This window comes from Hoylesella loescheii DSM 19665 = JCM 12249 = ATCC 15930, from assembly GCF_000378085.1.
Lineage (GTDB): Bacteria > Bacteroidota > Bacteroidia > Bacteroidales > Bacteroidaceae > Prevotella > Prevotella loescheii.
In genome coordinates this window covers 159007-169091 of record NZ_KB899214.1, presented here as the reverse complement: position 1 = coordinate 169091, position 10085 = coordinate 159007, and the positions used below count along the sequence as shown (strand labels likewise).

At 45.4% G+C, this 10085-nt stretch carries 14 protein-coding genes and 1 pseudogene; all 15 read left to right on the top strand.

The features are described from left to right. A pseudogene (locus F453_RS14185) lies at positions 1 to 247 on the top strand (A1S_2505 family phage non-structural protein); the annotation flags it as partial. Between the two features lie 35 nt (positions 248 to 282). Then, entirely contained in the window at positions 283 to 1203 is a 921-nt protein-coding gene (locus F453_RS0107025) for a GNAT family N-acetyltransferase (RefSeq protein ID WP_169333982.1), read from the top strand. Further along, entirely contained in the window at positions 1187 to 1555 is a 369-nt protein-coding gene (locus F453_RS0107020; protein ID WP_018967380.1) for a hypothetical protein, read from the top strand. Before F453_RS0107025 ends, F453_RS0107020 begins: the two co-directional genes overlap by 17 nt. Before the next feature lie 31 nt (positions 1556 to 1586). Next, entirely contained in the window at positions 1587 to 2456 is an 870-nt protein-coding gene (locus F453_RS0107015; protein ID WP_018967379.1) for a phosphoadenosine phosphosulfate reductase family protein, read from the top strand. 155 nt (positions 2457 to 2611) lie between these two features. After that, positions 2612 to 2827, top strand: coding sequence for a hypothetical protein (locus F453_RS0107010; protein WP_018967377.1), 216 nt, complete (start codon positions 2612 to 2614; stop codon positions 2825 to 2827). Between the two features lie 284 nt (positions 2828 to 3111). Further along, a complete protein-coding gene (locus tag F453_RS0107005; protein WP_018967376.1) occupies positions 3112 to 3390 on the top strand; it encodes a hypothetical protein in 279 nt (92 codons plus the stop codon). Next, positions 3387 to 4226: a hypothetical protein gene (locus tag F453_RS0107000; protein ID WP_018967375.1), complete on the top strand. Its 840-nt coding sequence runs from the start codon at positions 3387 to 3389 to the stop codon at positions 4224 to 4226. Before F453_RS0107005 ends, F453_RS0107000 begins: the two co-directional genes overlap by 4 nt. Before the next feature lie 102 nt (positions 4227 to 4328). Continuing rightward, positions 4329 to 4643, top strand: a complete 315-nt coding sequence (locus F453_RS0106995; RefSeq protein WP_234398582.1) for a hypothetical protein — start codon at positions 4329 to 4331, stop codon at positions 4641 to 4643. A 6-nt stretch (positions 4644 to 4649) separates the two neighbouring features. Then, on the top strand, positions 4650 to 4874 hold the full coding sequence (locus F453_RS0106990) for a hypothetical protein (RefSeq protein ID WP_018967373.1): 225 nt from the start codon (positions 4650 to 4652) through the stop codon (positions 4872 to 4874). A 3-nt stretch (positions 4875 to 4877) separates the two neighbouring features. Beyond that, positions 4878 to 5336: a hypothetical protein gene (locus F453_RS0106985; RefSeq protein ID WP_018967372.1), complete on the top strand. Its 459-nt coding sequence runs from the start codon at positions 4878 to 4880 to the stop codon at positions 5334 to 5336. Between the two features lie 26 nt (positions 5337 to 5362). After that, positions 5363 to 5710, top strand: coding sequence for a VRR-NUC domain-containing protein (locus tag F453_RS0106980; protein ID WP_009235771.1), 348 nt, complete (start codon positions 5363 to 5365; stop codon positions 5708 to 5710). A 118-nt stretch (positions 5711 to 5828) separates the two neighbouring features. Continuing rightward, on the top strand, positions 5829 to 6521 hold the full coding sequence (locus tag F453_RS0106975; protein ID WP_199899121.1) for a ParB/RepB/Spo0J family partition protein: 693 nt from the start codon (positions 5829 to 5831) through the stop codon (positions 6519 to 6521). A gap of 38 nt (positions 6522 to 6559) precedes the next feature. Beyond that, complete coding sequence (locus F453_RS0106970) at positions 6560 to 7093, top strand: hypothetical protein (RefSeq protein ID WP_018967370.1); 534 nt, start codon at positions 6560 to 6562, stop codon at positions 7091 to 7093. Beyond that, complete coding sequence (terL, locus tag F453_RS0106965) at positions 7090 to 8574, top strand: phage terminase large subunit (protein ID WP_018967369.1); 1485 nt, start codon at positions 7090 to 7092, stop codon at positions 8572 to 8574. The genes F453_RS0106970 and terL overlap by 4 nt, the downstream gene beginning before the upstream one ends. Positions 8575 to 8626: 52 nt before the next feature. Further along, positions 8627 to 10066 carry a phage portal protein gene (locus F453_RS0106960; protein ID WP_018967368.1) on the top strand — a complete coding sequence of 480 codons (1440 nt, stop codon included), beginning with the start codon at positions 8627 to 8629 and terminating at the stop codon, positions 10064 to 10066. Positions 10067 to 10085: the final 19 nt, after the last annotated feature.

The following is a 10085-nucleotide window of genomic DNA, read 5'->3' as shown; positions in this document are numbered from 1 at the left end:
CGCCCAACTCGCATCATCAGGAGACTACGCCCAACTCGCATCATCAGGAGACTACGCAGTGGTAATGGCGGCTGGCTACAATTCACAAGCCAAAGCAAAGAAAGGCAGTTGGATAACGCTTGCTGAATGGGATAGTTTGGACGGGAACTGGACACCTGTTTGCGTAAAGACAGAACAGGTAGATGGAGAACGCATCAAGGAAGACACTTGGTATAAACTTATTAACGGACAATTCACGGAAATTTGATAATCATGGAAATAATTTTGAATTGCGAGGACAAAATGAAAGAAGAATTTATATACCACAACGCAGAAAACTACACTTTGATAATGACAAGTAGTGGAGAGGGAATTTGCTCTGTATCTATCGATGAAAATATAAGGTCTTGTGCTTGTATATACAATCTAAGCGTCGAAGAAAAGTGTCGAGTAAGAGGCTACGGAAATAGGCTGCTTGAAGAAGCAGAGAAAGTAGCGCAAAAACTGGGAGCAAGTGTCGTGTCATTGGCTGCGGAAAAAGATAAATTTATGGCTGATTGGTATGAGAGAAAAGGCTATAAACCTATATTTTCAGACAAAGAATACATCACATTCTATAAAAGCCTTAAAAATGAGAATAATAAAAACAGAATATCTATGGAAATAATTCTAAAATGCGGGGACAAGATAAACGTCCCCGAGGGCTGCAAGGCCGAGATAAAGGATGGTGTTATCACCATTGAGAAAGAGAGAACGGAAACGCCGAAGTTCAAAGATGGTGACTTTGTCACTAGTATTGGAGGCAGGGTAATGGGAATAGTATACGAATGCAGAGATAACAACGGCGACCCCGTCATATACATGCATTGGGACAACGATTCCAAACTAGGTCAATTTAAGAAATGGCGAGCTGAGGTATTCCGCCTAGCTACGGAAAAGGAAAGGCAAACCATTACCGCTCAGATGGCAGAACAAAACCTGCGGTGGAATGCTGAGGAAAAGGAGCTTGAATGGATTAGGTGGAGAGCAGAAGATGGTGAGGAATATTGTTATGTTGGCAATCAAGGAATCATAATGGTAGATAAAGAAGATGGTCATTGTGCTGATAAAAATAGACACGAGTTTGGCAATTACTTCCGTACCCGAGAGCAAGCTGAGGGAGCTGCCAAGTTGGTTAAGGCTACACTGAGAAAATTCTACGAAGATTATGAAAGCAATAAATAATAAAATAGTTAGAGCACGCAAGCCACATCATTGCGACTTCTGCGGTTGTAAAATAGAAAAGGGAGCAATGTATAATCTACAATTTAATAAAGATGGCGGCGACGTGTGGTCAAACAGAGAACATCTTGAGTGTTTTGAGCTAACGTCAATCATAGAGTTTGGCGACTATGATGGAATAACTGAACAGCTTTTCTGCGAAGCCATCCAAGATTACATCTACAAAAATCATTATGACGAAAATTTAGATGACATTTCGGACGAATGGCAAAAGCTAAACAGATATGAAGCTAGTAAAAGAATACTACAAGAACTTAACGAAGCAGGAGTTAAACACTTGAAATTAAGTATTTGAGAGATGTAAATACACGAAAAGAACGTATGATATGAAGATTTTAGTTCAATTTAGTGGCGGCAAGGATAGTCAAGCGTGCCTCATAAAATCCGTTAAGGATTACGGCAAAGATAAAATAACAGCTGTATTTTGTGATACTGGGTGGGAACATGAAGAAACGTACAAGCATATCGACAACGTTGTAAAAGCACTTGGTGTTAAACTGGTAACTATAAAAAGTAAGAAGTATAAGGATTTTGTCGACATGGCGATTAGGAAGGGTCGTTTCCCATCAACTATGGCAAGGTTCTGCACATCAGAGCTGAAAGTCATTCCAATGATAGACTATATATTATCACAAGACGATAGCTTTATAATAATCCAAGGAATAAGGGCAAAGGAAAGTACCTCGCGTGCAAAACTCGATGTGGAATGCTCATATTTTAAGGAGTATTTTAATAGCGAAGTAAAAGGGTTGTACCACAAGAAAGAAGTGTTAGAATGGTGTAAGACGCACGATGCAAGCGTGTTGCGCCCCATATTCAACTGGTCTGCACAAGAGGTTATCGATTACATCCTTGCTAGCGGACAACGTCCAAATCCTCTGTACGAACGAGGTTTCTCGCGTGTAGGATGTTTCCCGTGTATTATGTGCAGGAAACGTGAGATGCAGCTAATATCGAAAGATGAGTGGGCATCTCAACGGCTTATATTAGCTGAACAGAAAATGAAGAACGAAACCAAAAACGGCTCTACATTCTTTCCCCCGACTTATATCCCGAAACGATTTTGCGCAAATGGCGAATACCCGACAATAGCGGAGGTGTTCAAATATGTGAACCGCAATGACGCACAACTTGACCTTTTCGAACCAGAGGGAGGATACTCGTGTATGAGTTTGTATCATGGCCTATGTGAGTAAGGACATTAGAGTATTTGGATAAACAATAAAAAGACAAACAAGATGAAAAAGATAATGTTCAACGATAAATTTCTCCTCACGCAAGCTGTTTTGCGTGGGGAGAAGACACAAACGGGGCAAAACCCCATTAAGTAAAAACAAAAAAAAACAAGAATATGAGAATAAAGAAGATAATCTCGCAAACTCGCCGAGATTTTCAGGCAGTATATGAGTGTGAACATTGTGGTCATACAGAAGAAAGTTATGGGTATGATGATGAGTTCTTCCACAGGGAAGTCATCCCTAGTAAGGTGTGTGGAAAATGCGGTAAGAAAGCAGCGGATGACTATATTCCACAGACTACGAAATATCCTGATGGGATGGTAGTGTAATTTTAGGTTTGGATAAAATGGCACATTTACTACCACGCAAGATTAAAAAAGCTTGCAAGTCCTATATGGATAGTGTATCATTAAAAACAAGGTGGCTAAGGCATGCGCATACGCAATGTCAAGGGCGTGTGGACAGGTTTATACCCTATGAAGGAGATTATGACACTTACTATACAACTAAATATGGACAACTAATTTATGAGTACCTAACGTATGTAGTGGAATAATCAAGAGCGAAAAGCAGAAATAAGATACACAGTCAAAGCTAAATAGAAGAAATAAGTATGTACGCATATATAAACGAGAACACGGCAGAGTTAAGGACATGGCTAAGAAGTATAGACATGCTGCCAATAGATTATCCCGAGTGTGATGAACGCAGGGGATTGATTGCTCCTTACTACATAAGGCCTGGTATATCAGGAGAGGGGAAAGAATGGGTTATGTTTTACAGGGACGGAGAAGTCTTTGAAACAGACGATGATGCCGATGAGTACTACTTCTGTGAAACGGAAGATGAGTTCAAAGAAAGAGTGCTAGATTTAATAAAAAGTAGACAATGACACGAGAAGAGTTAATCGAAAAGGCAGCAAAGAAGTACTGCCAAGACAATATCCCCAACTTGCCACAGATGCACCTCACCATATCAACAGCATTCGAGGCTGGGCTGAATGGGCGGACGACAACCAAATATCAAAATTTGCAACAATTTAAACGAATAAATATGAAAAAGATAAGTAACGAACAGGAACTCTTTGAGTTGTTCTGCGACAAAGATAATTGTTTTGGGCAATATCAAGAACCGTTTCTTGAAATAGTCCATAATGAAGTTTGGGCTGCCAATAGACGTATGGCCGTGGCGGTAAAAGCTGAACTCGTTTCAGAAAAGCACCACAAGAGGAAATTGACAAAGAATATTGAATTCGGAACTCCATGCAATGCAAAAGTAACGCTTAAAGCCATTAAAGACGCACTCGCCAAGCTGCCGATGGTAGAAGAGGAAGACATGGAAGACGTTGATTGTGACGAGTGTGACGGCAGTGGGAAGGTAGAATGCGAATACATTGATAATAATGGTGCAACTCATGAGGTCACGGCTGATTGCCCAATATGCTTTGGCACAGGATATGTTGATGGTGCACCAAAGAAGACAGGGAAAATGATTGCCGATTTTAGTACACCGATAAAGCTTGGCGAGGCCTATTTCATGGGTTATAGGCTTGACATTCTCGCACAAGCGATGGAACTCCTAGGATTGGAAACACTTACCATGACACATCACGGAGGATATGGTATCGGGAAAGGGAGAGCATGCGAATTGCAGGCTGATGGGGTAAGGTTTCTGCTTGCGCCGATGCTTGCTGAAGACGTCCATAATGTGATAGAGATTGAAGTATGAAATAGGGGCGGTGCTGTGTCACCGCCCCTAAGGAGAGTTCCAAATGTTTAAATCACAAGTTGCAGTACAAAGTTAACGAATTATTTAATTATGGCAAAGAAAATGATTAGAACAATCTTAGCAATAGGCCTTTTGGCTGTGCTAGTCGGCTGTGAGCCGAAACCTTTCAAGGGTATTATCGTGTGCAAGGAGTACGTCAAGGCACACATGGACAACGAAGAGGCGCACGTCGTGGAAGAGGCCATGTTCGTGCCAAGAGTGCATTATGTACCACGCCCTAGGCGCGTACCACAACTCGTGCCGTCAGAGTGGAAGCTCTACGTGGCGAACAAGTACGCAGTCAGGGTGTTTTATGTTGACAGCATTACCTACACCAGACATCGCGTGGGGGAAAGAATAACAATGAAACAAAAGTAAGATAACATGGACAAAGAAACGTTTGAAAAGGCAAAAGAACTCTTTCAGGAAAGAGAAAAAATTAAAGAGTGCATCGACTTCTTGGAAGTCAACCGAAAGCGTCTTAGGTTGGTGGACGATAGTAATCACGATAACTATGTTGTAATTATCGACCAGAGGTTAATTGCAATGTTCGATATCACCGCTCACACTAGGTGTCGGGAAATTAAGGAAGATATAGACAATCTGTAAAACATGGACAAGAAAGTAATCGTACTCATGTCGCGCACATTCCCACTCGGCAGCAGCCGTGCTGGGGAGGAAACGGGGTTTAAGGCCAGTATTTCCGATGGTCGGAAGATACACACAATCCGCGACAACTTCGCCGTCTGGGCGAACAAACTAGATGCAATTAAAAAAGGGGGGCATGTGTTGTCGTTGCGCCAATGGGCGGGCAGACCATACAACTCTCCGCAAGTGGAAATCCTGCGCACTAAGGAGGGTGTAGGCTATCAGTCGACAATGATACGCTATGACCACAAGAACAATTTCATCGTGGCAAAAGTCGGCGACGCGTTTGTCCCAATCAACACGCTCGCGAAAAATGACGGCCTTTCGGTGGAGGATTTCAAGGAATGGATATTCGGGAAAAATCCGCAAGAAAGTAAGCTGTTCAAAGGCATAGTAATTCACTTTACGCCATTCCGATATTAGCGGGCGAAAGCTAAACATAGCGCGTTATGAGACACGAAGAAGACCGCATACAGATAGCTTGCGTGAATTGGTTCAGCCTGCAATATCCAAAACTCGCCCTCCTACTCCATCATTCACCCAATGGAGGCAAGCGCACGCGATTCGAGGCAATGGAGTTCAAGCGGATGGGGACACGAAGAGGATTTCCCGACTTGATACTCTGTTTCCCGTCAAAAGGGCATCACGCCTTATTCGTTGAAATGAAAACAAAGACAGGCAGGCAGCAACCATCGCAGAAGATTATGCAGAGGCAGCTTGAATGGGCAGGGTATAAGTATGCCATCTGCCGCTCACTTGAAGACTTTATCAACGAAATCAACGATTATTTGCGTTGAATTTTGTTAATTTGCAAAGAAAGAGTACCTATTGGGTACTCTTTTTCGTATATTTGTGATTTGATAAACTACGAGAACTTTCGTGAATATGAAGAGGTTGGAAGATAAACAAAAAAATGTGGACGCAAGACATGCTTTGCTCGCGCTGTCAGACATTGAACCGAATTTAGGGCAGTTGGAGGGATTGCCCTCAAACCCGCGCGACATCACCAAGGAGAAAGTGGAGATGTTGAAGCAAAGTGTCTTGCTAAATCCCCAAATGCTTTATTTACGTGGATTGATGGTCTATCCGCTCGATAACGGTCGCCACATTGTCTGTGGGGGAAACATGCGTTATCGTGCATTGTCTGAAATTGCCAAATTAACACCTGCAAAGGTAAATATAGCTTTGGGGTTTTGCTCGGGCTATGCCCAAAGAACGGCCGCAGAACGTACCATGTTGCGCGAACAGTGGGAAAGGTGGTTGTCTAGTCCACATAAAAAAGTACCATGCGTAATCATCCCCAAAGAAACGCCAATAGAACAACTCAAGGCTTACTCCATCATTGACAACAGCAGCTTCGGCAAGTGGGATTGGGATATGCTTGCCAATGAATGGGATGAAGCCCAATTGACAAGCTGGGGGGTTGACCTGCCTATATTTGACGGCGAGAACGGAAACAAGAGTGACAAGGACACGAGCGATGGAGGTGGCAATGGTTCCTCACCGACCTATGAGATAATCGTGGAGTGTTCAAGCGAAATTGAGCAGAAGAAAGCTCTTGGGCAATTGACGAGTAGCGGCTACAAGTGTCGAGCCTCGTCGATTTGAACCCGATAATTCCGAGTTGACAATAAAAATGAAACGACATGGGAAAATACAATAAGACACTAGTCAATGAAATGTCAAGATGGGTTGAAGAACACGGCCTCATCGAGTATGGGGGTGCGCTCTTCAAGGACTTCTGCAAGGTCTTCTCAATCGACAATAAGACATTCTACCATTGGATGGACAAGCCAGAGTTCAAGGAGGCCATAACCAAGGCACGAGAGGTGTTCAAGCAAAAGGCCTCGCACGAATTGTCCACCTCACTGTTTGAGGTGGCGCGTGGGTATTCCAGAGAAGAGACAGAAACAGAATACATCCCAAACGCCAAGGGCGAGGCTACCATCAAGAAGATGAAGAAGAAGACGGTGTACTACCAGCCTAACGTAGCCGCCGCCATCTTCCTGCTTACCAACATTGACCCCGACCACTATCAAAACAAACAGCGCGCGGATGTCGCCATCAAGAAACAGGAGGACGACAAACCTTTGACGCTTGAAGAGGTCAACAAGGAGCTGGAACGATTGAGAAAGTTTGACGTCGAAGACGAAAACAAGGAAGAAACGCAAGGAGAATGAAAAATGGAAATGTCGAGGTAAGGCGTAGAATGTTGGAATTGAGGCAGGCGAAACTAAAACTCGAAGCCCCAAACAAGTTCTCATGTTTCCTCGGCTACGCCAACCCCAAATATGAGATGGAGTGGTTTCACAAAGTTGTCGCGGAGGGTTGTCAGTCACTTTTGGAGGGGAAGATAAAGAACCTCATGGTGTTCATTCCGCCTCAGCATGGCAAATCCGAGATAATCTCGCGTAATTTCCCTGCATGGGCACTGGGTAGAGACCCCGACTTGAAGATTGTCGGTAGTTCATACTCGGCTGACCTTGCCGAGCAGTTCTCGCGCTCCATACAGCGTACGATAGATAGCAAGGAATACCAAGCGATATTCCCCAACACCTACCTAAACGGCTCGAATATCCGTACCGACACCAAAGGCTATCTGCGTAATGTCGACATCTTCGAGACCGTGAACCACCGAGGCTTCTACAAGGCGGTGGGCGTAGGCGGTTCTCTCACGGGAACTCCAGTGGACATCGCCATTATCGATGACCCCGTCAAGGATGCAAACGAGGCCAATTCAACGACCTATCGGCAAAGGGTGTGGGATTGGTACAACACGGTGCTCTCGACACGCTTGCACAACAATTCCAAGCAGCTATTCATCATGACGCGGTGGCACGAGGACGACCTAGCAGGACGTATTTTAAAGGCCGAGCCGCAAGACTGGACGGTGCTGTCCATCCCTGCAATCTGCGAGCAAGAGGGTGATGGTGACATCGGCTCACCGCGACATATAGGCGAGGCCTTGTGGGAAAACAGACACTCATTAAATAAGCTTTTGAAACAAAAGGCGCGTGCACCGCGTGAGTTCTCGGCACTATACCAACAGCACCCGACAATTGAGGGTGGTAACATCGTCAAGCGTGATTGGTTCAGGCGAATATCAATGGCTGAGTTCACTTCCATGCGCTTTAATGAACCCATGCACTTCTATCTCGATACGGCGTACAACAAGAAGAAAAAGGGGCAGGACAACGACCCTAGCGGAATATTGGCCGCATGCCGCATCCGCAACAATATATACCTCTATGACGCGCAGCAGGTGTGGAAAGAGATGCCCGACCTATTGCGCTTTTTGCCCGACTACATCGCAGCACACGAGGGTAACAAAGAAAGCATATTGCACATTGAGCCAAAGGCTAACGGCATTAGCGTGGTGCAGATGCTGCGCGAGATTTCCACACTAAATGTCAAGGAGACCCCCACCCCGACAGATGACAAGGAAGTGCGGTTCCGTGTTGTTTCTCCTCGCATCGAGTGTGGGCGCGTGTATATTGTAGAGGGGTCGTGGAATGAAGACCTCTTGAACCAAGTGTGCGGTTTCCCGTCGATGCCCCATGACGAGTTCGTAGACATTCTGGGGTATGCAATCAATGACCTATACGATGAAGACGAGGATATAGACTACAATGCCTTAGACAAGGGAATGTTTGGATTATAATAACGATAAAAATAGATATATCATGGTATTGTTTGATTTATTTCGAAATTACATGAACGCCTTGATTGGACGCAACCAAGAGTTCGAGCAGCTACTTGCCGCCAAGGACATTTCCGCGGTCAAGGACAAGATGAGCAATCGGTTTGACGCGATTGTGGAGGCGGTGCAGGAGTACGATGTCAGCACGCATCAGATTATGAAGCGTGAGGATAAGATTGTAACCGACAAGAACGGCAATTTCAAAAGGCTTGAAAAGGTATGGAAACTGCCCATCCCCTACCAGCCGTTCATCAATGAGATTGCCCTCGTCTTTCTCTATGGCCGTCCCGTCAAGTGGACGCAATTGTCAGAGGGTACGGACAACGCCTTTAAGGCATTCCAAGACACGTTGAAGAGGCTGCGTTTTGACAGCAAAATTAGGCAATGCAAGCGCATCGCAGGAGCGGAGACCGAAAGCGCGATGCTATTTCGCGTTTTCAAGGGTGATGACGGTAATCCCGATGCACAGATACGCGTGTTGGCAGCGTCCAAGGGGGACGAAATCTTCGTGCGCAGAGACCAATACGAAAATATCTTGTCCATCGCATGGGGGTATTACGTCAAGGAAGAGAAAGAGCAGGTAAACTATCATTTCGACATCTTCACCAAGGATGTCATATACCGCTGTGCCAAGCGGTCGCTAGGTTGGGATGTGCTGAAAGAACCAAACCTAATCGGTAAGATACCAATCATTCTTTTTCAACAGGACAAGGAGTGGAAAGGGGCGGAAACACTTATTCACCGAGAAGAGTACATTGCGTCACGCACGGCCGACACTAACGACTATTTTGCCGACCCCATCGCCATCATGGACGCGGACATCATCAAGAACGTACCCGACAAGAAAGATGCTGGCAAACTGCTTATCACAAACGGTAAGGATGGTGTCGACAAGGCAGCCAAGTACCTCACTTGGGACAATGCCCCGCAATCGAAGAAAGATGAAATCGAGTGGCTGCAAAACCAAATATTGCAGAAGACGTTCACACCCAACATCACCACCGACACCCTTAAACAAGTGTCCCAACTGTCAGGCAAGGCACTGCGTACGGTCATGATGCTTGCCGACATCAAGGCTGCTAAACACAAGGAGACGCACGATGAACTGTTAGACCGCACGGCATCACTCGTTACCGCCATCATTGGCAACGTGCTGGATGTTCGATTGCATACGGAGTGTGAAGCATTGAAAGTCGGGCATGAGTTCCAAGAGCCGTTCGGAGAAGACGTAGCAGATGCGCTCAATAACGTTATCCGCGCCGTTGACGCTGGCATCCTGTCCTCGGAGACGGGCATAGAACTCAACCCCCTCATCAAGGACGCGCACCGAGAGATTGAGCGCATACAAGCCGAGGCCGAGGAGCGCAGGAAAATGCAGGAGAATATCTTCGGTGGCGGTGAAGACGGTGGTGCAGGCACGGCTAACGCAGGAGAAGAGGGAGAGGACGAATAATCCATATTGACACATCCCT

Coding starts and splice junctions, on each gene's coding strand:
- F453_RS0106990 (WP_018967373.1), top strand. CDS start 4,650: ATGGACAAAGAAACGTTTGAAAAGGCAAAAGAACTCTTTCAGGAAAGA.
- F453_RS0106960 (WP_018967368.1), top strand. CDS start 8,627: ATGAACGCCTTGATTGGACGCAACCAAGAGTTCGAGCAGCTACTTGCC.
- F453_RS0107010 (WP_018967377.1), top strand. CDS start 2,612: ATGAGAATAAAGAAGATAATCTCGCAAACTCGCCGAGATTTTCAGGCA.
- F453_RS0107025 (WP_169333982.1), top strand. CDS start 283: ATGAAAGAAGAATTTATATACCACAACGCAGAAAACTACACTTTGATA.
- F453_RS0107020 (WP_018967380.1), top strand. CDS start 1,187: ATGAAAGCAATAAATAATAAAATAGTTAGAGCACGCAAGCCACATCAT.
- F453_RS0106970 (WP_018967370.1), top strand. CDS start 6,560: ATGGGAAAATACAATAAGACACTAGTCAATGAAATGTCAAGATGGGTT.
- F453_RS0107000 (WP_018967375.1), top strand. CDS start 3,387: ATGACACGAGAAGAGTTAATCGAAAAGGCAGCAAAGAAGTACTGCCAA.
- F453_RS0106980 (WP_009235771.1), top strand. CDS start 5,363: ATGAGACACGAAGAAGACCGCATACAGATAGCTTGCGTGAATTGGTTC.
- terL (WP_018967369.1), top strand. CDS start 7,090: ATGAAAAATGGAAATGTCGAGGTAAGGCGTAGAATGTTGGAATTGAGG.
- F453_RS0107015 (WP_018967379.1), top strand. CDS start 1,587: ATGAAGATTTTAGTTCAATTTAGTGGCGGCAAGGATAGTCAAGCGTGC.
- F453_RS0106995 (WP_234398582.1), top strand. CDS start 4,329: ATGATTAGAACAATCTTAGCAATAGGCCTTTTGGCTGTGCTAGTCGGC.
- F453_RS0107005 (WP_018967376.1), top strand. CDS start 3,112: ATGTACGCATATATAAACGAGAACACGGCAGAGTTAAGGACATGGCTA.
- F453_RS0106985 (WP_018967372.1), top strand. CDS start 4,878: ATGGACAAGAAAGTAATCGTACTCATGTCGCGCACATTCCCACTCGGC.